General features: G+C 66.8%; 15 protein-coding genes and 1 pseudogene. 9 read left to right on the forward strand and 7 right to left on the reverse strand.

Translation table 11 applies throughout. From position 1 onward, the window contains the following. The first annotated feature begins 57 nt into the window (after positions 1–57). From yihA to DFR29_RS25970, 3 genes are all read left to right on the forward strand, one after another. A complete protein-coding gene (gene yihA, locus DFR29_RS25960) occupies positions 58–693 on the forward strand; it encodes a ribosome biogenesis GTP-binding protein YihA/YsxC (protein ID WP_133821564.1) in 636 nt (211 codons plus the stop codon). A gap of 141 nt (positions 694–834) precedes the next feature. After that, positions 835–2,199 carry a glutamate--cysteine ligase gene (locus DFR29_RS25965; RefSeq protein WP_133821565.1) on the forward strand — a complete coding sequence of 455 codons (1,365 nt, stop codon included), beginning with the start codon at positions 835–837 and terminating at the stop codon, positions 2,197–2,199. Between the two features lie 268 nt (positions 2,200–2,467). Further along, the gene (locus tag DFR29_RS25970) at positions 2,468–3,088 is read left to right on the forward strand and encodes a hypothetical protein (RefSeq protein WP_133821566.1); all 621 of its coding nucleotides are present in this window, start codon (positions 2,468–2,470) and stop codon (positions 3,086–3,088) included. Between the two features lie 2 nt (positions 3,089–3,090). Here DFR29_RS25970 and DFR29_RS25975 read toward each other — a convergent pair whose 3' ends face one another. After that, on the reverse strand, positions 3,091–5,853 hold the full coding sequence (locus DFR29_RS25975; RefSeq protein WP_133821567.1) for a serine/threonine-protein kinase: 2,763 nt from the start codon (positions 5,851–5,853) through the stop codon (positions 3,091–3,093). Further along, positions 5,850–6,407: a sigma-70 family RNA polymerase sigma factor gene (locus DFR29_RS25980; RefSeq protein ID WP_133821568.1), complete on the reverse strand. Its 558-nt coding sequence runs from the start codon at positions 6,405–6,407 to the stop codon at positions 5,850–5,852. Before DFR29_RS25980 ends, DFR29_RS25975 begins: the two co-directional genes overlap by 4 nt. A gap of 213 nt (positions 6,408–6,620) precedes the next feature. Here DFR29_RS25980 and ppc point away from each other — a divergent pair, with 213 nt between their 5' ends. Then, on the forward strand, positions 6,621–9,347 hold the full coding sequence (ppc, locus tag DFR29_RS25985) for a phosphoenolpyruvate carboxylase (RefSeq protein WP_133821569.1): 2,727 nt from the start codon (positions 6,621–6,623) through the stop codon (positions 9,345–9,347). Positions 9,348–9,852: 505 nt separating this feature from the next. On the opposite strand, the pseudogene DFR29_RS30200 reads toward ppc, so the two are convergent. After that, a pseudogene (locus tag DFR29_RS30200) lies at positions 9,853–10,194 on the reverse strand (RebB family R body protein); the annotation flags it as partial. Positions 10,195–10,463: 269 nt separating this feature from the next. Between DFR29_RS30200 and DFR29_RS25995 the strand changes: the two are divergent. Continuing rightward, a complete protein-coding gene (locus tag DFR29_RS25995) occupies positions 10,464–12,731 on the forward strand; it encodes a hypothetical protein (RefSeq protein WP_133821570.1) in 2,268 nt (755 codons plus the stop codon). A 498-nt stretch (positions 12,732–13,229) separates the two neighbouring features. Beyond that, positions 13,230–15,488: a site-2 protease family protein gene (locus tag DFR29_RS26000; protein ID WP_133821571.1), complete on the forward strand. Its 2,259-nt coding sequence runs from the start codon at positions 13,230–13,232 to the stop codon at positions 15,486–15,488. 131 nt (positions 15,489–15,619) lie between these two features. On the opposite strand, the gene DFR29_RS26005 is transcribed toward DFR29_RS26000, so the two are convergent. Continuing rightward, a complete protein-coding gene (locus DFR29_RS26005; RefSeq protein ID WP_133821572.1) occupies positions 15,620–18,898 on the reverse strand; it encodes an amidohydrolase family protein in 3,279 nt (1,092 codons plus the stop codon). Positions 18,899–19,110: 212 nt separating this feature from the next. Between DFR29_RS26005 and DFR29_RS26010 the strand changes: the two genes are divergently transcribed. After that, positions 19,111–19,461, forward strand: a complete 351-nt coding sequence (locus DFR29_RS26010) for a hypothetical protein (protein WP_133821573.1) — start codon at positions 19,111–19,113, stop codon at positions 19,459–19,461. A gap of 120 nt (positions 19,462–19,581) precedes the next feature. Here DFR29_RS26010 and DFR29_RS26015 read toward each other — a convergent pair whose 3' ends face one another. Further along, positions 19,582–20,646 carry a hypothetical protein gene (locus tag DFR29_RS26015; RefSeq protein ID WP_133821574.1) on the reverse strand — a complete coding sequence of 355 codons (1,065 nt, stop codon included), beginning with the start codon at positions 20,644–20,646 and terminating at the stop codon, positions 19,582–19,584. 395 nt (positions 20,647–21,041) lie between these two features. Continuing rightward, on the reverse strand, positions 21,042–22,502 hold the full coding sequence (locus DFR29_RS26020; RefSeq protein WP_166654346.1) for a Ca2+-dependent phosphoinositide-specific phospholipase C: 1,461 nt from the start codon (positions 22,500–22,502) through the stop codon (positions 21,042–21,044). Between the two features lie 332 nt (positions 22,503–22,834). On the opposite strand from DFR29_RS26020, the gene DFR29_RS26025 reads away from it, so the two are divergent. Both DFR29_RS26025 and DFR29_RS26030 read left to right on the forward strand, forming a co-directional pair. Next, a complete protein-coding gene (locus DFR29_RS26025) occupies positions 22,835–23,254 on the forward strand; it encodes a hypothetical protein (RefSeq protein WP_133821576.1) in 420 nt (139 codons plus the stop codon). Between the two features lie 18 nt (positions 23,255–23,272). After that, positions 23,273–23,725, forward strand: coding sequence for a DUF4259 domain-containing protein (locus tag DFR29_RS26030; protein ID WP_133821577.1), 453 nt, complete (start codon positions 23,273–23,275; stop codon positions 23,723–23,725). Positions 23,726–23,735: 10 nt separating this feature from the next. On the opposite strand, the gene DFR29_RS26035 is transcribed toward DFR29_RS26030, so the two are convergent. Then, positions 23,736–24,326: a hypothetical protein gene (locus DFR29_RS26035; protein ID WP_133821578.1), complete on the reverse strand. Its 591-nt coding sequence runs from the start codon at positions 24,324–24,326 to the stop codon at positions 23,736–23,738. Between the last annotated feature and the right edge of the window lie 161 nt (positions 24,327–24,487).

Consider the following 24,487-nt stretch of genomic DNA (forward strand, 5'->3'; position numbering starts at 1 on the left):
CGCCCCCCAGACGGTCAAACCGACCACCGCGCCCCGGCCGCGGTCCGAGCACATGCCATGTCCCCTTCCGTCCTGTTTCGCCGCGCCCGTTTTCGTCTGGCTGCGCATGAATTGCGTCAACTTCCCGATGATACCGGCGCTGAAGTCGCCTTTGCCGGCCGCTCCAATGCCGGCAAGTCCAGCGCCCTAAACCGCATCTGCGACCAGGTCGGCCTGGCACGCACGTCCAAGACGCCCGGGCGTACCCAGCAACTGGTGGTGTTCGACCTCGACGGCGACCGCCGCCTGATCGACCTGCCCGGCTACGGCTATGCCAAGGTGCCCACTTCCCTGCGCGACCACTGGCGCGAGCTGATCGATGCTTACCTGGGCGGGCGCCAGTCCCTGCGCGGCGTGGTGCTGATCATGGACAGCCGCCATCCGCTCAAGGATTTCGACCGCCTGATGCTGCAGTACTGCCGCGACATCGGCCTGCCTTGCCACGTGCTGATGACCAAGGTCGACAAGCTGTCCCGCGGCGACGCCGCCAGCACCCTGCTCGCTACGCGCAAGGAAATGGGCTTGCTCTGCCCCGGCGCGACCATCCAGGCCTTTTCCTCGCTGGACAAGATCGGCATCGACGAGGCACGCCGCGCCATCTATGCGTGGCTGGCCGACGACGCCAGTCCTGGCGAAGCGCACACTGCGTCCTAGCCCGGACGGCGGCGCCGTCTGCGTCGGCCAGGCGCGCTTGCGCAACGTCTGGTCGCGTTCGCCACGATTGGCGGCAATGCCCCCTTTTGATCGCAATGCCTGCCCCCAACCTCGCCTCTCCCTCCTGCCAGCGAGCTTCGTATGTCCGGTCCCAGTGCGGTCAAGGAAGTCCCCATCACGCGGCGCGAGCAGCTGATCGAATACATGGCCAGCGGGGCCCGGCCCAAGGACGAGTGGCGCATCGGTACCGAGCACGAGAAATTCGGCTTTCGCCTTGATGACCTGCGCGCCCCGACCTGGGAAGGCGAGCGTGGCATCGGCGCCTTGCTCGAAGGCCTGACCCGCTTCGGCTGGGAGCCGGTGCGCGAAAACGGTTATCTGATCGCGCTGAGCCGCGGCCTGGCTTCCATCACCCTGGAGCCGGCCGGTCAGCTGGAATTGTCCGGCGCACCGCTGTCCACCGTGCACGAGACCTGCTGCGAGGTCACCAGCCATCTGCGCGAAGTGAAGACCGTCGCCGACGAACTCGGGCTGGGCTTCCTCGGCATGGGCTTCCAGCCCAAATGGGCGCGCGAGGAAATGCCGTGGATGCCCAAGGGCCGCTACGCCATCATGCGCCGCTACATGCCGCTGAAGGGCAACCTCGGCCTGGACATGATGACCCGTACCTGCACGGTACAGGTCAATCTCGACTTCGGCTCCGAAGCGCAGATGGCCAAGATGTTCCGCGTCTCGCTGGCGCTGCAGCCCATCGCCACCGCGCTGTTCGCCGATTCGCCGTTTACCGAGGGCAAGCCGAACGGTTTCCTGAGCTTCCGCTCCAACGTCTGGACCGATACCGATCCTGACCGCACCGGCATGCTCGACTTCGTCTTCGAAGACGGCTTCGGCTACGAGCGCTACGTCGACTACCTGCTCGACGTGCCGATGTATTTCAGCTATCGCGACGGCAAGTACATCGATCTGGCCGGACAGTCCTTCCGTCGCTTCATGGACGGCAAGCTCGACGACCTGCCCGGCGCCACGCCGACGCTGAAGGACTGGGCCGATCACATGACCACCGCCTTCCCCGAGGTGCGGCTGAAGAAATACCTGGAAATGCGCGGCGCCGATGGTGGCCCGTGGAATCGCCTGTGCGCCTTGCCGGCCTTCTGGGTCGGCCTGCTCTACGACGACACGGCGCTCGATGCGGCCTGGGATCTGGTCAAGGATTTCAGCCTGCCCGAACGCCACGCCCTGCGCGACGGTGTGCCGCGGCATGGCCTGAAGCTGCCGTTCCGCAACGCCAGCGTGCGCGAACTGGCGCTGGAAGCGCTGAAGATCTCCGGCCACGGCCTGGCCCGGCGCGCCCAGCTCAATGCCAACGGCGCCAGCGAAGCGGTATTCCTGGAGCCACTGATCGAATTCGCCCAGGCCAACCAGACCCCGGCCGAGCGCAAGCTGGAACTGTTCCACGGTCGCTGGGGCGGCAGCATCGATCCGCTGTTCCGCGAATTCGCTTACTAGCCGAAGCCCGGCAATGACGTAGGGTGCGATGAGCGAATGCGAATTGCACCGCAAGGCGCTGCAGCCGGCCTGCAGCGTCGAAGAAGGCGGCGCAATTCGTTGCGCTTGTCGGCCGCCTGCGTCTGGCGTGACGGAACGTCCGGCGCCGTCGCCAGAAAATTTTCGGCTTGCGTGAGCGTTTTTGCGGCGATTCCGTGCGTGTACCCGCACGGACGCCGGTGTGGATCAACCCGCCGCGTCCCCGACGCCAATCACCGGGGAAATCCACATGCAAACCGCAATGCTCTTCCGCACGACAGTCCTGCTCGCTGCGCTGCTGCTGGCTGGCACCGTCCAGGCGCAATTCGATGCCACTACCGGCACGCCGCCCGACAGGCTCTTCCGCCACGGCATCGACGGCCGTCCGGTCAGCGGCCAGATCGTCGTCAACGGCTATCCCATGCCATTCCCGGCCGGTTCCTACGTCAATGGCGCGCAGCAGGCGTCGCCGGCGGTCTATGGCGGCCAGTTCAGTTTCCCGGCCTCGACCCTGCAGTCCAACGTCAACGGCCTGGGCCTGGTCACTCTGACCACCCGACTGCAGAACATGAGCGGCAGCTACAACCCCCTGGTCGGCGGCAATCTGGCCGGCCTGCAGATCTACGACGTCTATCTGCAGCTGCAGTCGGCCACGGTCAGCGGTATTCCGGTGTCGCTGGGCAGCGACTGCCGCTTCGGCCCGTTCCTGGTCAGCGCACAGGGCAGCTGGAATGCGACAACGGCGACGGTCAGCGAAACCGGCTTCACCATTCCGCCGGTGGCGCCGACAGCCTGCAACGGCTACGGCGCCACCTTGAGCAACTCGATCGCGGGCAGCAACAATTCCATTACCGTGAATATTGCTTTGTAGCCTTATTGCCTGGCCGGCGGCGGCAGCCTTGCGGCGGCTGCGGCGCGCTTTTCCGCCGAGCGCGGCGACAGGCTGCCGTCGCGCTCGAAGGCATCCCAGATGGCGACCGCGGCGCGATAGGCCGCCGCACTGCGCGCGTGCTCGGTCGGTGCTGCCCGCCAGGCATCGCCCAGGGCGGCGTAGGCGTCGGCCAGCTCTTCGCGATAGGTCACCGCGTCCGCATGCAGCGCGATCAGCCGTTCGAACTCCTGCGCCGCCGCGGCGAGGTTTTCCCGTGCCGCGGCGACCCGCCCGCTGGCCAGCTCGATGCGGCCGATATGCAGAAGCGACAGGTTCGCGCCCAAGGCGTATTCCGGCGCCAGCGCAGCCAGTTCCTGCTGTATCGCCAGCGCCTGGCGATGCGCGGCGAGGGCGCCGGCATGGTCGCCGGCAGCATGGCGCTGCTCGCCCAGGCGGCGGTAAGCCAGGGACAGGCCGAAGCGGATATCCGGATTGTCCGGTGCCGCGCGCAGGCGCTGTTCGTTCACCGCTATCTGGCGCTGGATGATGGGCAAGGCCTCGCCATGACGGCCCGCCTTGATCAGCTGGCGCGCGGCCCAGCCGGTGGTCGAGGTCACGCCCTGGCGTATCGCGTCGTTGGCCGGATCGCGCGCCAGCATGCCTTCCATCAGGGTCAGGGCCTTCAACGCGGTATCGACCGATTCGTCCAGCCGGCCCAGGGCATCGCGCACCTGCACCAGCCGGGTCAGCACCACGCCGACTTCGCGCTGGCGAAAGGCATCGTCGCGATCGGCCGCAGCCAGTTGCTCGATCGCGGCCAGCGCTTGGACGAAGCCCTGTTCGGCCCTGGCCATGTCGTTCTGCCCGGCCCAGTATTCGCCCTCGCGCAGCAGGCTGCCATACAGCGCATAACGCAGGCGCGGGTTGTCCGGCTCGCGGGCCAGTGCATCGGTGCGCAGCTGCGCCGACAGCTGGTGCAGACGCCGCGCACCCGGCGCATCCAGCAGCGAACTCTGGCCTTCCCGGCTGAGCAGGTCGCCGTAGAAATCCAGCGCATCGGTGTATTCGACCAGCGCATCGGGCCTGGCCAGGAACTCCCCGGGCAGCTGCTGAAACAGCGCAACTGCCTGCGCATAGCGGCTGCGGGCGAGTTCCAGCTGCGTGTCCTGGTGGGCCAGGTGCGCCTGGCGGGCCAGCAGCCGTGCCTGCTCAAAATGCAGGGCCGTAATGTCGGGGTCGGCCGTGGTGCGCGCCAGCGAGTGCGCCGCCGCCTCGTAGCTGCGCGCCGCACCGGCGAAATCGCCGAGATTGGCCAGATACGGATTGCCCTGCACATCGCCGACCTTGATGTAGCCCGTCGCAATATCGCGCCATAGCGAGGCGTCTTCGCCGGCATCGGCCTGCAGGCCTTGCAGATAGGCGAGCCCGTCGCGCACCAGGCGCTGCTGCATCGGCAGCGATCCGGCCAGCTTCTGTATGCCTTCGTGGTAGTCGAACAGCACGGTAGTGGCGAAGCGGCGCACCTCGGCGGCGCGCCGTTGCGCGCGGTCGCCCTGTTCCAGGGCAAGGTGTGTCTGGCGCAGCGCCACGCCGCCGGCCAGCAGCAATGCGAGCAGGGCGATGCCGGCGGCCATCGCGGCGGCGCGATGGCGGGCGATGAACTTGCCTGCGCGATAGCTCCAGCGGTGCGCCTGCGCCGCGACCGGGCGGCCGTCCAGCCAGGCGCGCAGGTCGTCGGCCAGCGCACGCACCGAGGGATAGCGCCGCGCCGGTTCGTGTTCGATGGCCTGCAGCACGATATTGTCCAGATCGCCCTTGAGCTCTGCCGCCCGGCGCCTGTCGCTGCAACGCAGGCTGGGCCGCACCGCCTCGCTGTCGTCGAGCCCGCGCAGCAGCTCGCGCCCGGCGCTGCCGGCCTGGCGAAACGGATGGCTGCCGCTCAGGGTTTCGTACAGCACAAGGCCGAGTGCATAGACATCGGTCGCTGTCGTCACGGCTTCGCCGCGCCATTGTTCCGGAGCCGCGTAGGCCGGCGTCAGCGCGCGGCCGCCTTCGCGGGTCACGGTGGAGTCGCTGCCGGCGAGCAAGGTGGCGATGCCGAAATCGAGCAGCCGCGGCACGCCGTCGCGATCGACCAGGATATTGGCGGGCTTCAGATCGCGATGCACCAGCAGATGCCGGTGCGCGTAGTCGACCGCATCGCCGATGCAGAGGAACTGCTCGACGCATCGGCGCAGGTCCGGCTGTTCCTCAGCCAGCCAGGCGTCCCAGGTGCGGCCGTCGATGTATTCCAGTACCAGGTAGGGTGTGCCGTCGTCGCAGCTGCCCGCATCGAACAGGTGGGCGATATGCGCGTGATGCAAGCCGGCGAGAATGCCGCGCTCGCGCTCGAAGCGCCGCACCAGGCTGGCATCGGCCCGGGCGTGCAGCAGTTTCAGCGCGACCACCTGTTCGAAATCGTTGATCCGGCGCGCCTTGTAGACCGTGCTCGACCCGCCGCTGCCCAGGCGCTGTTCCAGCACGAACGCGCCGACCTGCCGGCCTATCCAGGCCTCGCCGCCGCCGTCTGCGATGGTCTGCATCAACAGCGCGGCGGGCAGGTGCTCAGGCACGGCGTCGCGGTGGGCGAGCAGCGCGCGGGCCTCGGCCAGCAAGGCCAGGTCGCCGGCGCAGGCCTGTACCAGTGCGCTGTCCTGTTGCGCAGCCGGTAAATCCAGCAACGGCGCCAGCAGCACCTGCAGCTGGCGCCAGCGCGCCGCATTCATGCGGCCAGCTCGCGGCCCAGCCACAGTCGTGCCAGGCTCCAGTCGCGCCGCACTGTGGCGGGCGAAATACCCAGTACTGCTGCGATGTCGTCGATCTCCAGCCCGGCAAAGAACTTCAGCTCGACCACCTGTGCCTGGCGCTCGTCCAGGCCGGCCAGTACTTCCAGCGCCTCGTGCAGTGCGAGCAGATCGATGTCCTGGCCGGCCACGGCCTCGGCCTGCGACAAGGTCAGCGGCGCCAGCCCGCCGCCGCGCTTCTGTGCTGCGCGATCGCGCGCGTGATTGACCAGGATGCGCCGCATCATGCTGGCCGCGAGGCTGAAGAAATACGCCCGGCCCGGCCAGTCCGGCACGGCCTGCGCCACCAGGCGCAGATAGGCCTCGTGCACCAGGGCCGTCGGCTGCAGGGTGTGTCCGGGCCGCTCGCGCTGGAGCGCCGCACGCGCCAGCCGCTTCAGTTCTTCGTATACAACGGGAAAAAGCGCATCGAGCGCCGTGGCGTCGCCAGCGCGCGCCGCTCCCAGCTGCTGCGTTATGTCCTCGACGCTGTGCATCGCCTGCCTCCCCTGGGGACGCAGTCAAGCAGGATGCGTGCCCCAGGTAAAGCGGGCGATGCCACGCCCGGGCCGGCTGGCGCCGCAGGACAAGAGCCGCAGCGGCAGCAGCAGGTGCATAACCAATCGTCCTAACCACAATCGCCCGCCTGCGCTTGCCAGCAAGCGCCGCGACCGGCTATTCCTGGCACTTCGCCGCCCGCCGTGATGCGCATGACTGCCAACCCCGAACCCAGCAGCCACGAAGTGCTGCGCGAAGTCGACTTTCCCCGCGCCGACCAGTACCTGCGCGAAGACGTCAAACGCCTGGGCGCGCTGGTCGGCGAAATTCTCGCCGACCAGCTGGGCAGCGATTTCCTGGCCCAGGTCGAGGCCGTGCGCGGCGCGGCCATCCGCCGGCGCGAACAGCGCGCGCCGATTGCCGAACTGGTTGCGCTGCTCGATGCCGGCGCCGACCGTGCCACCGATCTGGCGCGCGCGTTCGCCACTTATTTCCAGGCCATCAATATCGCCGAGCGCGTGCACCGCATCCGCCGCCGCCGCGACTACGAACGTGCCGGCGCGGCGCCGCAGCCCGGCAGCCTGCGCGAAGTCATCGCCGATCTGCGCAAGGACGGCGTGTCCCGCGATGAAATCCTCGCCCTGGTTGCGCGTCTGCGCATAGAGCCGGTCTTCACTGCCCATCCCACCGAAGCCGTGCGCCGCTCGCTGCTGGACAAGGAGCAGGTGCTGGTCAAATGCCTGATCGCCGACATCGACCGCCAGCGCACGCCGGCGGAACGCCGCGCCGACCAGGAGCGCATGCGCGTCGCCCTCAGCGCCGGCTGGCAGACTGCCGATGCGCCGAGCGAACGGCCGACCGTGCACGATGAAATGGACCATGTCAGCTATTTCCTCGCCGACGTGCTCTATCCCATGCTGCCGGTGTTTTTCGAAGTGTTCGAAGACGTACTGAGCGAGCTGGGCGCGGTGCCCGAGCTGCCGCCGCTGCTGCGCTTCGGCACCTGGGTCGGCGGCGACATGGACGGCAACCCGAATGTCGGTGCCGATACCGTGCGTGCAACGCTGGTCGCCCAGCGTGGCCAGGTATTGGGTGCGTATCGTCGCGAAATCGTGCAGCTGGAGCGTCTGCTGAGCCAGTCGGTCTCCCGCGTTGCGATCGACCAGGCCGTGCTCGACCGCCTGGCCGACTACCGGCAGCGCCTGCCCAAGGCTGCCGCCAGGCTCAAGGCGCGCTACGCCGACATGCCGTACCGGCATTTGCTCAGCCTGATCAGCGCGCGCCTGTCCGCCACCGCCAACGAGCGCGACGAGGCCTATGCCGATGCGGCCGCGTTCCGCGCCGACCTGGAACTGATCGCCGCCAGCCTGCTCGCCCATCACGGCCGCCACGCCGGCTGGCTGGCGCTGCGCCAGCTGCTGCAGCGCGTGGACACATTCGGCTTTCATCTGGCCACGCTGGACCTGCGCCAGGAGTCGGGTGCGCACGACCAGTCCCTGGCCCTGCTGCTGGACGATGCGCAATGGCCGCAGCGCGAAGCGGCGTCGCGGCGCGAGCGTCTGGTCGCGCTGATCGAAGGCGCCGCCGCGGTACAGCCTGCGGCCGCTGGCGCCGCAGCGACGCTGGACGTATTCCGCACCGTGGCCTGGGCGCGCCGCAGCTACGGCGCTGCCGCCATCGGCCCCTACATCATCAGCATGAGCCGCAGCGCCGCCGATGTGCTGGCCGTGCTGGCGCTGGCGCGCCTGGCCGACTGCGTCGACGCCGCCGGCAACGTGCCGCTGGATGTGGCGCCGCTGTTCGAAACCATCGCCGACCTGCGTGCCGCACAGGATGTACTGGTGCAATTGTTCGATGACCCCGTGTACCGCCAGCACCTGCGCGCCCGCGGCGACTGCCAGATGGTCATGCTCGGCTATTCCGACAGCGCCAAGGACGGCGGCATGTTCGCCTCGCGCTGGGCCTTGCAGCGCACCCAGGTACTGCTGACCGAACTGGCCCAGCGCAGCGGCGTGCGCATCGCCTTCTTCCACGGCCGTGGCGGCTCCATCAGCCGCGGCGGCGGCAAGACCGAGCGCGCGGTCATCGCCGCGCCGCGCGGCTCGGTAGACGGCTATCTGCGCCTGACCGAGCAGGGCGAAGTGATCCACCGCAAATACGGCATCCGCGCACTGGCCCTGCGCAACCTGGAGCAGACCACCGGCGCCGTGCTGCGTGCCTCGCTGCGGCCGCGTCCGCCTGAGCCACGGGAAAACCAATGGCGCGAAATGGTCACGCACATGGCCGAAGTCTCGCGTACCCACTACCGCGGCCTGGTGCACGAATCCGCCGGCTTCGTGGAGTATTTCCGTGCCGCTACGCCGATCGACGTGATCGAGCGCCTGCGCATGGGCTCGCGCCCGCCGCGCCGCGGCGGCAGCGCCGGCGTGTCCAGCCTGCGTGCCATTCCCTGGGTATTCGCCTGGTCGCAGAACCGCGCCGGACTTACCGGCTGGTACGGTATAGGCACGGCGCTGGCCGACGGCATCGACCGCTACGGTGTGGAACCGATGCGCGAAATGACCCGTGACTGGCCGTTCTTCGCCACCCTGATCGACGATGTCGAGATGGTGCTGGCAAAAAGCGACATGGATATTTTTGCACTTTATTCCGAACTGGCCGGCCCACTGCATCGGCAGTTCCATCCGCGCATCGCCGCGGAATACGGCCTGACCCTGGCGGCCATATTGCAGCTCAAGCAATCCGACCACCTGCTTGCCGGCGACCGCCGCCTGCGCCAGTCGATACGCCTGCGCAATCCGTACGTCGATCCGATCAGCCTGCTGCAGGTCGACCTGCTGGCACGCTGGCGCGAGGCCGAGCGGCCCGAGGGCGAACTGTTCCAGGCGCTGGCGGCTACGGTCAACGGTATCGCGGCCGGCGTGCAGAACACTGGCTGACGCCGTAGATTTCCGCCTGCCGACGCAGCAGCACTGCGTTGCGCAGGGGGGCGATGAGCGCCCGCGAATTGCACCGCCGAAATCCCGTGGACAGCGGGATCTCCGGACAGCGCGGAAATGCCCCCGGACAACCGGGGCGAACGCCTTGAGGAACGTATCGTCAGCGCAACACGCGCGGCCTGTCGCGTCCGGCAGGGCCCAGGGCTCAGCCCAGCTTCTCGACGATTTCCAGCACCGCCCTGTAGGCGTCTGCTTTGTCCGGCTCGCGCAGCATGCCAGTAATGCAGGCGGCTACGCCGGCGAGCTGCACGATGCGCAGCAGATTTTCGCGGTTGGCGCCGTTGATCCGCTCGATCGACGCGGCCAGCGCGTCCGCGCTGGCGCGGGCACTGTAGGTCACATCGCCGCTGTGGAGCCGCGTGCTGTCGAGGGTGTTTTTGATGACCTGCTCGATCTGGCCGTCGATCCCTGCCGGAGCAACGGCGAGCGGGGCCTGCGAGTGCCGGAACTGCTGCAGCACGCTGTCCAGCGCAGTGAGGTTATCGGCGATACCGGTCTGCGCGACTTTTTCGGTCGCTCCGGCCGCGGCCGTGGTGTCCAGCGAATAGATCTGCATCACGCCCTGGTTGGCCGCGGCCTGCGCCAGCGTGTTCTGTTGCTGCTGCGCGGAAACGGCATTCTCGAACGGGATGCCGGTCGCGTGGGCCAGGTTCTGGTAAATCGAGCCCATGGCGATTGCCGGTGCGTCGGCCAGCACTTTGGCGTTGGTCTGCGTCGCCGCGTCGGTGATCTGCGAATTGACGGCTGTCGGGAAGGCGTCGGTAGTCGGTGCCGGCGTATTGGACATGGAAGCTCCGTGCAGCTTCGGTTGGACAGTCGCCGCCGCTGCGCTGTGGCGACAATGCGTTGTGGATTCTGCTGCAGTGTGCAGCAGCGTCCGAGTACGAGCGCGGTGGCGGGACGATTCCCGTCATGCGCTTGCGCCGGCGCGGACAGGAATGGGTGGTCCGGCCGACGAGCGGGCAGGGCCGTGCGCTGAACTGCTCACGGGTTTGCAGAACCAGCCGCTGCAGCGGCGCAAGATCGCGCCGCTGCATACCGCCGGGAGAGGCTGCCATGACCGCGTTCCGCCCGTCTTGTCGCACTGGCCGCAATGCCGCTGCCGCGGCACTTCTCGCGCTGCTGGCGTTGGCCGCGCCGGCTGCCGCGCAGGATGCCCTGTTCCGCAACGGCTTCGACCTCAAGCCCGCACCTGTCATCGTCGTCGCGCGCGACGACCGCGTCGCCACGGTGGACATGGACTACAACGCCGCCAGTCCCTGGGGCCAGTTCTGGGTCATGAGCGGCGCGCTCAGCGACGATGCCGGCTTCCTCGTCACCTGGTGGCCGCAGGCCGCTGCGGCCGACCAGCCAGCACGCGGCATCGCCGGCAACGATTCCGCCAGCTGTCTCGATCCCGATCACCTGAAAGCAGCACTGCCGCCGGCGCCGACCGATCCGCTGCCGCCGGGTGCACGCTGGCTGGTCACCGCCAACCGGCGCGTGCAGCTGCAGCCACTGCTCAACGACACCGCGTACAGCGTGCGCGTGCAGCGGCTCAACGCCGCCGGCGCCATCACCAGTCTGGCGGCCGAGATCCCTTTCAACGGCGGCGACGGCGCACGCGTTGCCGCGCTGCGCAGCGGTCTGACCTATTTCGACGACTTCAACCTGCCGCTGGGGCCGGCCGACGAAACGCTGTGGAACAACGCCGCCGTCACCTCCACCGATGCGCGCTTCAACCTGTTCTTCATCAACGACCAGTACCACGCGCATACGCTCAACGGCACGCGTGTGGACGCCACCGGCGACAAGTCGCAGACCTCGCAGCGCTTCCGCAAGAAGCTGCGCGTCGAAGCCGGCACACGCCGTCGCATCGTGTTCGACATGGATTCGCCGCTGAGTCCGCGCTCGGTCTGGTACCTCGACCTCAACCCCATTGCCACGGAACTGACCGCGCATGCGAGCTTCTTCGACGAGGAAGGCGCCACCGGCTTGCCGGCCGGCATCCTGCGCCTGCGTGCCGCCGGACAGGATCTGAGCGTGAGCCTGGTCGATGCGCAGGGTGCGGCGCATCGGCTTGCGGCCGTCAACATGGAAACGCTGGGCCTGCAGGCGATCTCCAACGTACGCCGTGCCTTCGACGTGCGCGTCGGCACCGACGGCGTCGAGGTGTCCATCGACGGCAGGCCGGTGCTCTCGACCAGCTACGCACCGTACAGCTTCGCCGCCGGCGACTACGAACTGCTCTGGGTCGGTTTCGGCTACAACACGCCCAAGGACGCCAATCCGTACTACCTCGTGCACTGGGACAACTTCGGTTTCGACGGCCCCGTGGTCGACGCGCGCCGGGTACACAACTACGTAACCCGCATCGCCGGCACCGACTACCGCAAATCCAGCCGCGGCAGCGGCGAATTCCCCATCTTCACCGTGCGTATTCCCGACGACCTGCGGCCGCTCGCGGCCGCCGCCGTGGCCGAGGCCTGGCTGGTATACACCTACCAGATGGGAGATTATTCCAATTTGAGCGTACGGCCGGACGACACAGTCAAGGTCAACGACGCTATCGCCCATCCCCTGCCGCAACCGGCCAACAACAGCGCGCCGCTCAATGCGTCGCTCATGAGCTGGGGCATGCCGCATACGGCGCGCATCAAGCTCGGCGAACTGGTGCAGGGCGGCGGATCGCCGCTCCTGGTCGGCGACAACCGCTTCCAGTTCTTTGCCGACAACGCCGGCCTGCTCAATGTGCACGTCGAAGTGCTGTACCCGCCCGGCAGCGCGCCGGCGTATACGCCGCCGGCGGCGATTCACCACTTCCCGCTGCATGCGGAACTGCCGCGGCAGGGGCCGCCGGTGCGTTTCCAGCGCATCGCCGGTAGCGATATCGTCGAGGAACACCATCTGAGCGCGGCCACACCGGCTGTCATCGCCGTCAGCGGCCTTGTGCCGCTCAACATCGAGGCCGGCAATCGCAGCTGGGCCGGCTGGGCGCCCGAGCTGATGCACGTGCCGGTGGTCAGCGCCGAAGTGTGGAGTTCCGGCGGCACCAGCGGCATCGCCCGGGTGGAAGTGTTCGCCAAGCCCGCCAGCAGCGCCACGATTCCGGGCGAGCGCGTGCTGCTGGTCGAAACCGCCCGAGATGCGCCCGCGTCGCAGGGACGCTATCGGCTGAACTGGGATACGCGCGGCCTGCCCGACGGCGACTATGACCTGTTCGTACAGGCGACCACGCCGTCGGGCCTCAAGAGCGTGCCGAGCTACGGCGACGAGACCCATCATTTCGATGCCGCCGCACTGTCCGGTGCCTATTACCCGATCCGCGTGCGCGTGGACAACTGAGACAGGCGTCGCGTCGTGCGCATCACCCGGCGCGCCATGAGCGACCGGCCCGGGTGCGGTGGCAGTGTCGCCGCGGCAGTGTCGCCGCGGCAGTGCGCCGGGTTGACGAAAATGCCGATAAATCGATTTGCCTGCTGCTTGCCGGCTGCGCGTGCATGTTTGGTATTCGCGCAAGCGCTACCGCGATGGCAGACCCCTGTCGTTCCAAATGCACCGTTTGCGACGAATGCCGCTGGCGACGTCCTGCCTGCGCCGCACAGCGCAGAGAACCGGAAGGCGCTTCCAACCGCCACGACGCTGCGATCGAATCGATGGCTGCTGTAACTGCCAGGTCCGCCCAGTGCTGACGGCACCGCGGCCCGCTGCCCCAGTACCGCGCCGTTTGCCACTCGGCTTGCCGGTATCGTTGCCGACAGGCAGTGTGCCGGGCTGGGCGTGATCCTGTCTGCCGCGTCCTGCCGATACCTGATGCAGTGCGACGGATAGGGATATGTATTGATGATCGACCTGATTGCCCTGGCGCTGGCCATTGTCCTGCTGCTGCAGCTGCAGCGCCTGCGCGCCGTGCTTTCCCTGGCGTTCGCACCGCTGCGCGCGCGGCGCATCGACAGTCCACGCCTGCCCGAAGCCTTTGCCGACCTGCACGAACAGGCAACGCGGCAGCTGCTTGCCTTGGGATTCGCGCAGCCGCAGTGGTATCTGATCGACAGCGTGGCCGATGCCGGCATTACCGCGCAGCCGGCTGCGGCCTGGCGCCAGCGCGACAGCGGCGATGTCGCCTGGCTGTTTCCGCCACAGTCGGCCGAGCGGGCCAACAGCCTGCTGCTGTATTTCGTGCGGCGCCTGGCCGACGGCCGCCACGCCGTCAGCCAGCCCTACGACAGTTTCGCGGAAATCGCTGCCACGGCGCAGATGCCGGCGCAGACCATCGCTGGAAGCGATCTCGCCCAGCAATGGCAGCTGCATCGTGACTGGTGCGATAGCCAGGGCAGCACCGATCTGGCCGGCACCGACGAAGCCAGCCTCGATTGGCAATCCAGCGAACTGCATAACCAGCGCAGCGCCGCCCTGCTCGCTGCGGGCAAGCTGTATCGCGACAGCCGCGGCCTGCTGCGCCCACGCCTGCGTTTTGCGCTGCAGATCCTTGCTGCGCTGTGGCGCCGTCCCAAGGTGCCTGCGCTGCAACAGCCCGTGCCGCCGGCCCGCTTGGCCTGGCTGGCGCAGGTCGCCCAGCGCCAGACCACGCGGCCGGTGCCGCGGCGCGTACAGGCCGGCCTGTTCGGCCTGAGCATCGTGCTGTTCCTGCTTGCCGGCGGCTGGCTGTGGGGGCTGCAGTTCGCCGTCATCCTGTTCGTCGTCGTCGGCATCCACGAATTCGGCCACTACCTGGCCATGCGCGCGTTCGGTTATCGCAATGTGCAAATGTTGGCATTGCCCCTGGTCGGCGGCGTCACCATCGGCCACGAGGCCAGGCCCGACGCGGCCCGGCGCGCCTGGATGAGCCTGATGGGGCCGTTGCCGGGCATCGTCATCGGCTGGGTGCTGGTTGCCTGCCTGCTGTTGTCTGCAGAACACGGCTCGGTGCTGCTCAACCTGCTCGGCGGCAATGGCGGCAATGCCTGGCTGTGGCAGGCCGCCGCGGTCTTCCTGTTCTTGAACTATCTCAACGTGTTGCCGGTGCCGCCGCTGGACGGCGCCCACGTCGTACAGGCCCTGCTGCCGGTCGGCGGCGCCCGGCTGGCGGCGGTCTTCATCGTCGTGGCCTGCGTGATCGGCGCGGCGCTGGCGATCTGGGCGGGCTTCTACCTGCTGGCCGTGCTGGCGGCATTCCAGCTGGTCAATGCGCGTACGCGCTGGCAGCTGGCGGCGGTACTGCAGCGCCTGCGCGGCGATCCGGCCATCGCGCCGGGCCAGCCGGCGGGCTTGCGCCAGCAGCGTGTCTTCGAGGTCTACGATGCAGTCGCTGGCCCTGCCTTGCAGGCGCCGCTGCGCATCAGCCTGGGCGGCGAAGCGCTGCGGACATTGGACATCAAGCCGATGCGCATGGGGCAGCGCGTGGCGATCAGCAGCGTCTACACCTTTCTGCTGGCCGGGCCGGTGTTGCTGGGCGGTGGCTGGCTGTACTGGCAGCTGCAGATGGGCCAGATCGCTGCTGTGGCCCCAGCGCGGTCGGTGGACTACGACGGACTCAAGTACAAGCTGCTGGCCCAGGCCAAGACGCTGGAGCTGGCCCAGCTGATCGCCGATATTGACCGTCTGATGGCCCGCGAAGATGGCAGTCAGTTGCCTCGTGCCGAACCAGCGGCCAGCGAAGAATCCTTGCAGCAAGCGCAGGCCCGGTTGGGGCTCGCCTTGCCCGAAGACCTGCTGGCTTTCTATCGTGTCGCCAACGGCGATCCGGGCCTGTCGCTGTTGCCGCTCGAATCGATAGCAACGAACCCGCCCAAGGAAAAAGTGGATTTCGAAAATTCAGCGGTCGATGGAGAAATATTTTTCTCTTCAAATATCGATGCGTCGGCGGTAGTGGCGACGCTGACGCCGGCGCAAGCGCGTTCGCTGCTGCTGATCGGCCAGTATCCCGACCGGGATTCGATCCTGCTTTACGACGCAGGCACATCACCGCTCAATGCGGGCTTGCGCTGCTATCACATCGATCAGGGCGACAATACCGCCTCGGCCGGCTTGCGCCAGTGGCTGGAGTCGGCCTGGGTCATGATGCAGCTCGTCGACGAGATGTCCCGCAGGCACACGCGCTGAGGCCTAGCTGTGCATAATTCCGTCTGGCCGACAGCTGTCGTGCCAGGCCATTGCGCGCAGGAGCCCAGAGCCGCAGTCGAAAAAATGGCGGGGTTTCCCCCGCCATTCGTATCGACGCTGTTGCTTCCGCCTCAGTGGTTATGCAAACCCATGCCCGATTTCGGGCAGTGGCAGGGCACGGTCGGGCCGTATTCCGTGCCGAAGGTGCGGCCGTCGCGGTGGCGCTGCCAGTAGAAGGTCGGTGCCGGGCGCTGCTTGCCGCCGACTTCGGCCATGTCCGCATCCACGTCGAACAGGCGGCCGTTGACCATCACGTAGCGCGTGTCGATGGTGGAGCGGATGTTCTCCAGCGGATTGGAGTTCAGCACCACCAGGTCGGCACGCTTGCCCGGCACCAGCGAACCGATCTGCTTGGACAGGCCAAGCAGGTCGGCACCGTCGATGGTGGCTGCGCGCAGGGCTTCATAGTTGCTGAAGCCGCCCTGGGTAAGACTCCAGGTTTCCCAATTGGCAGAAAGTCCCTGCAACTGGCCATGCCCGCCGATCTGGATGCGGATGCCGTTGTCGCGCAGTTTCTTCGCTGCCTTGGCCACTTCGATGTGGTAGTAGTCCCAGTCCGGCGCGGTTTCGCGGCGGATGGAGCGCGCGTCCAGCGTTTCCCGTGGGAAGAAGCGCGACAGCTTCTTGTCTTCCCAGACGTTGTCGCGGGCATACCACCAGTACTCGCCGGACAGGCCGCCGTAGCTCACTACCAGCGTCGGCGTGTTGCGCACGTCGGTCTGCTTCCACAGGCTGATCACGTCGTTGTACAGCGGCGCCACCGGAATGTTGTGCTCGATGCTGGTCGTGCCGTCGAGAATCATCGGCATATTGAAATTGAAGGTCGAGCCGCCTTCTTCCACCACCAGCATGCCGAGCTCGCGCGCGGCCTGGTTGATCTGCTGGTGCTGTTCGCGCCGCGGCTGGTTGTAGCTCTTCACGCTGAAGGCACCATTGGCCTTCATGCGTTTCAGATGCGCGCGTGCGTCGTCGAGCGAATTCACCACGGCTTTGAAATCGCCGTCGGCACCGTACAGGATGGTGCCGGTCGACATCACGCGTGGTCCCACCATGTCGCCGGCCTTGACCAGCTCGGCCTGGGAAAACACAGTTTCTGTGGTCGCCGACGGATCGTGCATCGTGGTGATGCCGAAGGCGAGGTTGGTGTAGTACGCCCAGTTTTCCTGCGGCACCACGCCGCTGGTGAAATGGTTGGCATGCGCATGCACGTCGATGTAGCCCGGCACGATGGTCTTGCCGCTGGCATCGATCACGCGTGCATTCCCCGGCACGGCTACGTTCTTGCCCAGTGCGACGATGCTGTCGCCTTCCACGACCAGGGTGCCGTCTTCAATCACTTCCTCGCCGTTCATGGTGACCAGGCGTGCATGAGTGAAGGCGACGACGTCCTTGGGCGCGTCCACGCCGAGGCTCAGGCCCAGCGTCGTGCCCTTCAGCGTGGCCGGCTTGGGCAGGTCGGCCGGTGCGCCGGGCAGGAAGGCGAACGCGTCTTTCAGTTCGCGCGTGAAGTATTCGTTGCCGACCATCCAGTGCAGGCTGTTGCTCTGGCCGCCCCAGTGCAGGTACGAGCCGACATAGTCGGATACGCGGGCCACCGGGATCGCCGTGGTTTCCTTGCTGAGTTCTATACTTTTACCGGTCTGTGGCAGCGGTGCCACATAGGCATTGAACAGTTCGGTGAAGGCGACCCACTTGCCGTCCGGACTCACGGCGACGAAGTCGGTGTATTTCAGGTCGAACACGTCGCGCGGCTCTTCGCCGTTCACGCCGATGCTCTGCAGCTTTTTCTTCAGGCCGCCGCCGGTGAGGAAGAACACGCGCTTGCCGTCGGCGCTGAACTGCGGTTCCACGCCGTCGTTGCTGATGCGGCGCGGCGCCGTGCTGCCGGCTGCCAGTACATAGATGCCGGCATCGCCGCCGTTGAGCGAACCGGTCAGCGAAGTACCGCTCTGCTTGGACCAGACCACCGAACGGCCGTCCGGCGAGAAGCGCGGCGAGTAGTAGAAACCCGGTGCGCTGGTCAGCACGCGTTCGCTGTTGGCGGCAAGATCGCGCTCGACGATATGGCCCTGCTTGTCGTCCGACCAGGTCGTGTACAGCAGCTTGCGCCCGTCGGCGCTGAAGTTGGGCTGGTATTCGAAGCTGCCGCTGGTCGCGGTCAGGCGCTGCGGCGCGCCGCCGCCGGTCTTGGTCCACAGATGGCCGACGGCATGGAACACCACGGTCTTGCCGTCCGGGCTGGTGGCTACGTCGCGGATCATCTTCGGTGCGAAGCTGCCGCGGTCGATGGTCTGTTCGAAGCGCAGTGGTGCGGTGACGGTCTGTTCGACGTCGGCGCTGAAGGCGATCTCGCTGGGCTTGCCGCTCTGCGCATCGACGCGCCACAGCTTGCCCTTGGCCCATACCACGATCTGTTTCGAATCCGGTGTCCAGGCGAAATTCGCATACGGGCCGAACACCGCCCAGGCTTCCTGCATGTCGTGCGACAGGCCGTCCCAGAGCGGGCGCACATCGCCCGAATCCAGCGTCAGCAGGTGCAGCACGCTCTTGTCGCGCACGCGCTTGACGAAGGCCAGCGACTTGCCGTCCGGCGACGGCTGCGGCCGCACCGCCCCGCCCGGGGTGGATACCAGGTCGATGGTTTCGCCGGTTTCGCGGTCGAGGCGGCGGATCGCGTACACCGTGTCGTGCACGTTCTTGTTGTACTGGAAGAACGGACCCTGGGTGACATCTTCGGAAAAGTATACATAGCGGCCGTCCGGGCTGACCGCCGGTTCGCCCTGGTCCTGCTGGTCGTTCTTCTGCTTGGTCAGCTGCAGGCCGGCGCCGCCGGACTTGTGGTACATCCACAATTCGCCCGCACCCAGCGAGCGCTGGCCGGTGAAATGCTTGCGGCCGATCAGGTATTCGCCGTCCGGTGTCCAGGCAGCGTTGTTCAGCAGGCGGAAATCTTCCTTGCTGACCTGGTTGGCATTGCTGCCGTCGGTGCGTATGCGCCAGATATTGTTGCCGCCGCCGCGGTCGGAGGTGAAGGCGATTTCGCGGCCGTCGGGGGAGAAGCGCGGCTGCACGTCCCAGGCGGCACCGCTGGTGACGCGCTTGGCCTTGCCGCCTTCGATCGGCAGCAGATAGAGGTCGCCTAGCAGGCTGAAGACCACCTGCTTGCCGTCGCGGCTGACGTCCAGGTCCATCCAGGTGCCTTCCTCGGTGCTGAACTTCACCACCTTGGTCGGGCCGTGGGCCGCGTTGACGTCCCATTTGGCGTCTTTTTTCTCGTCTTTCTTGTCGGCGGCGAAGCCGGGCAGTGCAAGCAGCAGGCCCAGGGCCAGGGCCAGAGGATGGCGCAACATCAGGTATCTCCCCGTTTTGGTAAGACCTTAATCCTAGGCCAGCCGGGCCCGTCCGGCCCGGGACAGAAGTCCCGGTTACGCCCATGGTCGGGGCCGGTCTACGCCGCTGCGGTTACCACCGGGCAATCCTTGCAACCTGCGACGCCGTCATCACAAACCTTCGCGCTAGACTGCCAAAACAGTGGAGCCCGGCTCTGCCCCAGGAGAATTTGATGGCCACAGTGCAACGTTTCTTCCTCAGCATCGGCGACCTGTCCCAGGCCCGCGGCGAGTATGCGCAGCTGTCTTTCGACGGCATCAGCCCTGCCAGCTTCGCCAGTACCCTGCAGGCCGCCTTGCGCGAACCGTCACTGTGGCAACGCTGGAAAGCCCTGCAGCCCGATCCCGATGCGGTCGATCCGCAGCTTGGCGCCAGCGACCCGAATGCCCGCGTCAGCGCGGAGCAGTCCGACCTGCACACCGAAGTCGAAGTCGTCACCACGCTGCCGCATGCCATCGTGAAGCATCGCCTGAACCTGCTGGCCGGGCGGGTATGGAAGCTGCACGACGTGCAGACAGCCTGAGGCAGGCGGCGCTACGCGCACCGCTCGCGCTGTCTCGGCTGCTCCGCCTTCCAGGCCGCCGGCCGGCGGCCTGATGCCTACACGGGTATTGCCCCGCGCGTAACGCGGCTCGCGTTGCCTTCAGCCGGCCAACCGCGGAAACAAGGCCGCCAGCCGGGCCGGCAGCTGGTGCAGCAACGGGTTGTCGGTGCCGGCCCTGGCTGCGGGCGGCGACGCACTTTCGGCAATGGCGTTCTGCTCGGCCAGCGGTTCGGCCAGCTGAGGCAGCAAGGGTTCGCCGGAAGCGCTGTCTGCTGCGCTGTCGCCGGCAGCGTCGTCATTGCTGGCGATCGCGTCGGAAACGATCCGCGTCGGCTGGGCACCAGGGGATGGTGCCACAAGGTTTTGCAGCTGCAGGCGGCTGGCGGTTTCGGCGGGCAGTGCGGTGACGCGTATCCGTGGCCTGCGCGGCGGTCCTACGCGGGCCAGCAGATCGGAAATATCGCCGGACGGAAGCAGTGCCAGCACGCGGGCGATGCTGGCGATGTCGTCGTGCACGAAGAAAACCGCCGAGCCCTTCACCAGCACGCTGCGGGCACCGAACGCGACGGAAATATCGTACATCGCGCTTTGCCGCGGCGCCCACCAGAACGCCTGCCTGACATGGCAGTTCAGACCCAGCTCGAACAAGGGCTTCAGCAGCAGTTTGAGCGGCGAAAAACCGTAGCGGTAGTTGGCGGCCAGGCCGATGTCGTAGAGCACCAGGCGCGGCTTGCCGCCGAGCAGCGACTGCAGCCGGGTCCAGTCCTGTACGTCCAGGCCGGCAAGACTCGGCATATGACGGAAGGTGTCGAGTGCCTCGCCGGCCATTGTGATGCGGCCCCAGGCATAACCGCCGACCACACCGGATTCGTTGGCGAGTATCGAGGCGCAGGACTGCAGCCCGAGTTCGCGCCTGAGCCGCTGCCGTACCTGGGCGGCGGAGATCGGTGCCAGGCCGCTGGCCTCATCGCTGAGCGAGGGCAGCAGTTCGCATACCGCATCGGCATAGCCGCGGTGGTCCAGCGCGGAAAAATTGCTGAAGAGGCTGACCGAACGCGAGCTTTCCGGTGTTTCCGACTTGCGCAGGCGCCAGGCCTGCAACTTCCAGAACAGGCGGGTGCGGTAGTTGGAACCGGTATCGGCAGAGACGCAACGCGTAGTCATGGTGATTCCGCAAACTGAGGCTGGACCGTATGGTCTGGGCAGCGGAACACGCATGCCAGTCAACAATCGTGCCAAAAGTGTATGTTTACAAAGCGATACGATTCGTCAGTTAAGCCGGCGTGTAACTGAGGAAAAGCCATCGGGCCGGCTGAGGGAAATCCCGATGGACCGGTCTCGGGGTGTGATGCCGCATCGACCTTGGTCTAAGGCTTGCCGCGTTGCTGCAAAGCCCTTTCCCGGCAGGCTGGCCGGGTGGGGAGAGAGAATCGAAGCCATCGCTCTCGCAGAACACGTTGTCGCGCGCCGGCCTTGTCCTGCGCTTGGCCCGGAAACAAGCAGGTCGCTTCAGACGCTTTCGGATCCGCCATTCATCCGAGCGCGACCCACGCCGTTGCTCAGAAATCCGGTACCACGCGTGGGTCGAACTGCTGTGCACGATTGTCCGCGCTGCAGCCCCACAGCTGCAGCTTGGTGCTCGCGGCGGAACTGCCATCGGACACATCCATGCAGAAAGCCCAGTTACCGGCGCGGTTGGCGAACAGGCCAGCCGGCGAAATGGCCCATTTTTCCGACTCGCCGCCATCGCAGTTCCAGATGTTGAGCTTCTCGCCCGCCTTGCCCTTGCCGCCGTCGACATCGGCGCAGTAGTTCTTGTCGCCCTTGGGCCGCAGCTGGCCTTCCGCGGTATAGACGAAGCTTTGCGCCGCGGTCTTGTTGCACGGGTACTGGATCAGATCCGTGCCGTTCTTGTACTTGCTGCCGCTGACGTCGACGCATTGGCTATTGAAGCGCGTGACCAGTTCGAAATAGCCGGCGAGGCTGCGGCGCCGGCCCACCAGCGGGATGCTGTCCAGCCAGTCGGGCTCGAATACCTGGGTGTCGCTCAGCGTCTCGGTCACGTCCCAGCCTATGGCGCTGGCGCCGTGGGCGACCGAAATATAGCTCCAGGCGTAGTCGGTGCTCTTGAACGCGCCGGCAGCGCCCCACTGGTGGATCAGCTGGCGGTATTCGGCCGAGCGGTTCAGCACGTACTGGTCGTTGTCGCCAGCTTGCATATTGGTACAAAAGTAAAATGCAGAATCAGTGGCGCTGATGCCGTCGATGGTGCCGGAGATCTCGTCCGGGTCGCTGCTGTCCACATCCGGGCAAAGGAACGCGGTGGGGCCGCCCTGCTCGGCGGCGACCATTTCCTTGCGGGCATCGTTCATGCGCGAGTTCACGTCGCCGTAGTAGCCGCCGGTGAACAGCACGATGATCTTGCCCTTGAGCGCGGACAGGGCCGGCCAGCCCTTTGTTTTGAGGCCGCTGCGATTGGGATTGCTGCCCAGATAGGTCTGCAGGTCGCGGTAGGTGTACAGGCGGTCGCCGAGATAGCTGCGGATGAAGCCGTCGAGCTGGGTGATCTCGTCGGGTTTCCACGCGCTGGCCGGGTCCGAGTTCGCTTTCATGTCGACGAAGATCAGCAGCGGCACGCCGATGTCGCGGTTGGCGTCCAGCCACGTCGTCACATCGTCGAGGCAGTCGCCGAGGCGGTCATTGTTGGCCGCACTGCAGTTGGTGTTGCCCGGATTGATGCTGTGTGCCACATACGGGCCCTTGGGCTCTTTCTCCCAGTCGCCGTTGTCGATGACGTCGAGTTCCAGCGTGCGATAGCCGGCGTCGAGCCAGCTGGCCAGCTTGTCGCTGTGCAGATACGTGTTGTGCGGCTGCGCGTAGTAGATCTGGTCGAGCCGGTCGCTGGACTGCGGTGCGGCCGCACGCAAAGGCAGCGCGGCGCTGGCCGCAAACGTGGACGACAGCAGACACAGTGCCAGCAGTGCAGCCGGCACGCAGCGACGCAGTTGGTCAGGTGACATGAGCGGTATCTCCCCTGGAAAACGCTGCTCGACGGCAGCGCAGGCACGACTGTGCATAATGTCCACAAGCGGATTTTTTTGCGGTGGGCTATCACCGGCTGCGGGGAGCTGCAGCAGCACTGCTGCCGTGCAGGAGCGGCGGTTCGCGGGTTCCGCCAGGCACGGATTGCGCGCGTACCAGCCATGCGCCGGCGACTTGGCAGCCGGCATTGCGCCGGCACGCCGCCGGTATAGACTCCCGCGTCCGGCGGCGGAGATCAGGTGCCGCCAGTACGGCCGTCATCGCCCTCGTCGCTGCCGGCCGATCTCACACGGTGTTGGGGAACCCAGGCATGCATTGGCTGCGTATTGCCGCATTTGCGGTAGCGATCGTGTTCTCGGGGATGCTGGTCGGCTTCGCCATTGGCCTGAGCATGAGCCATTGGGAGATCTACGGTTCGACCATCGGGCAAGCCATCGATAACAGCCGGCTGGTGTGGTACCTGGCGGCGTATGGCGCCGCCATGCTGCTGTACGGGTGGTTTGGTGTTTCGCGCCTGCGCCTGCTGCAGGTGCTGGCCGTGTTTGTTCGGGTGCAGCTGCTGGGCGCGGCCCAGTCGCTGGCCTTCTTCAAGACGGCTCCGCACAATCTTTTCGATTCCTGGGCTTTGCTGCGCGGTCTGACCGCCGCACTGCTCGGCTATGCGCTGGCCAGGCTCGGTTTGTTCTCTTTGCTCTCTTCTTCCACGCCGCCATCGCGCGATGCGGCCTGAACCCGGTGTCGACTCCCCATGAAACGGATCGCTACTGCTGTGCTTTCACTGTGCCTGTCGCTGTCTGCCTGGGCGGGAGCCTGGGGTGAAGGCAGCTTCGACAACGACGATGCGCTCGACTGGGTCGAGGTCTGCGCCCAGGCTGCCGGCCCGGAAGTCGTCAGCGAGGCGCTGCAAAGCGCGCTGAAGAGCGAAATGATCGAAGCGCCCGACGGCTCCGTCGCGGTGGCCGCGGCCGAAGTCATCGCCGCGGCCAGGGGCAAGGCCAGTCCGGCCTTGCCGGCGCAACTGCAGGCCTGGCTGGACAAGCAGCCGAAGGAAAAGATCGCCGCGCTGGCGCCGCAGGCCAGCGAAGCCCTGGAGCGGGTGAAAGATCCGACCGTGTCCGAACTGAGGCAGCTCTGGTCCGAAGGCAAGGCCAGCCCATGGCTGGCCCGCATTGCCGAGTTGGAAGCGCGGCTGCGGCGCTGAGCCGCTTCTGCTAGGTCTGCTGCCCGGGCGGCCGCGGCGTCGTTGTCCGCGCCTGCCGTCCGCGCAACCAGAGCACGGCGGCGAGAAACACGAACGTCGTCACGGCGGCGGCCAGGTAGGGTATCGACGACAGCCCGGTCTGCAGCCGGCCATAGCCTTTGCTGTCGTATTCGCTGGAGCGGCTTTTCGCCACCGCGTCGCGCACCTGACTTTCCAGCGCTGCAAACGCCGCCGCGCCGGCGGGGCCGCTGTAGGAGCAGGGCGCGATTTCGCCGCCGGCGGTGGCGAAGAACCAGTATTCCTGCGGCACTTCCACGCGCAGTCCACAGGCCGACGGCACTGCGGTTTCCAGTTTGCTGAACGGTGGTTTGCCGCCCTTGAGCGGAATGATTTCGCTCAGGTACATATCGGTAGCAAAGCCGCCGCTGGTGCGATTGACCTCGGCACCGACGACGACGGCGCGAAAGACGTAGCTGCTGCCGGCCATGGCCTGGTCCAGGCTGGCGGCTGCGCCGGTGCAGCTGCAGTCGGCTGTTGCCGCGGCGCTTGCGCTTGTTGCCAGCGCGAATGCGGCGGCGACCAGACGTCGGACTGTCGACATCGCTGAGATTCCTTGCCTGTAGCGCCATCCTGCCGGCCGACGATCGGACCCGGGTCGGCGGCCGCAATAGTAAACGTTAGCCCCGCTGCGTGCGGCAAAGCCGGCGTTCGCTTGCCTTGCCGCTGCGCATGCCGGACCATTGCCGGCTGTCTCCGGTGGTC

Source organism: Tahibacter aquaticus, assembly GCF_004363655.1.
GTDB lineage: Bacteria > Pseudomonadota > Gammaproteobacteria > Xanthomonadales > Rhodanobacteraceae > Tahibacter > Tahibacter aquaticus.

Bases quoted from the DNA above. Each gene is read 5' to 3' on its own strand.
- yihA (WP_133821564.1), top strand. From the start codon at position 58: ATGTCCCCTTCCGTCCTGTTTCGCCGCGCCCGTTTTCGTCTGGCTGCG.
- DFR29_RS25965 (WP_133821565.1), top strand. From the start codon at position 835: ATGTCCGGTCCCAGTGCGGTCAAGGAAGTCCCCATCACGCGGCGCGAG.
- DFR29_RS25970 (WP_133821566.1), top strand. From the start codon at position 2,468: ATGCAAACCGCAATGCTCTTCCGCACGACAGTCCTGCTCGCTGCGCTG.
- DFR29_RS25975 (WP_133821567.1), bottom strand. From the start codon at position 5,853: ATGAATGCGGCGCGCTGGCGCCAGCTGCAGGTGCTGCTGGCGCCGTTG.
- DFR29_RS25980 (WP_133821568.1), bottom strand. From the start codon at position 6,407: ATGCACAGCGTCGAGGACATAACGCAGCAGCTGGGAGCGGCGCGCGCT.
- ppc (WP_133821569.1), top strand. From the start codon at position 6,621: ATGACTGCCAACCCCGAACCCAGCAGCCACGAAGTGCTGCGCGAAGTC.
- DFR29_RS25995 (WP_133821570.1), top strand. From the start codon at position 10,464: ATGACCGCGTTCCGCCCGTCTTGTCGCACTGGCCGCAATGCCGCTGCC.
- DFR29_RS26000 (WP_133821571.1), top strand. From the start codon at position 13,230: ATGATCGACCTGATTGCCCTGGCGCTGGCCATTGTCCTGCTGCTGCAG.
- DFR29_RS26005 (WP_133821572.1), bottom strand. From the start codon at position 18,898: ATGTTGCGCCATCCTCTGGCCCTGGCCCTGGGCCTGCTGCTTGCACTG.
- DFR29_RS26010 (WP_133821573.1), top strand. From the start codon at position 19,111: ATGGCCACAGTGCAACGTTTCTTCCTCAGCATCGGCGACCTGTCCCAG.
- DFR29_RS26015 (WP_133821574.1), bottom strand. From the start codon at position 20,646: ATGACTACGCGTTGCGTCTCTGCCGATACCGGTTCCAACTACCGCACC.
- DFR29_RS26020 (WP_166654346.1), bottom strand. From the start codon at position 22,502: ATGTCACCTGACCAACTGCGTCGCTGCGTGCCGGCTGCACTGCTGGCA.
- DFR29_RS26025 (WP_133821576.1), top strand. From the start codon at position 22,835: ATGCATTGGCTGCGTATTGCCGCATTTGCGGTAGCGATCGTGTTCTCG.
- DFR29_RS26030 (WP_133821577.1), top strand. From the start codon at position 23,273: ATGAAACGGATCGCTACTGCTGTGCTTTCACTGTGCCTGTCGCTGTCT.
- DFR29_RS26035 (WP_133821578.1), bottom strand. From the start codon at position 24,326: ATGTCGACAGTCCGACGTCTGGTCGCCGCCGCATTCGCGCTGGCAACA.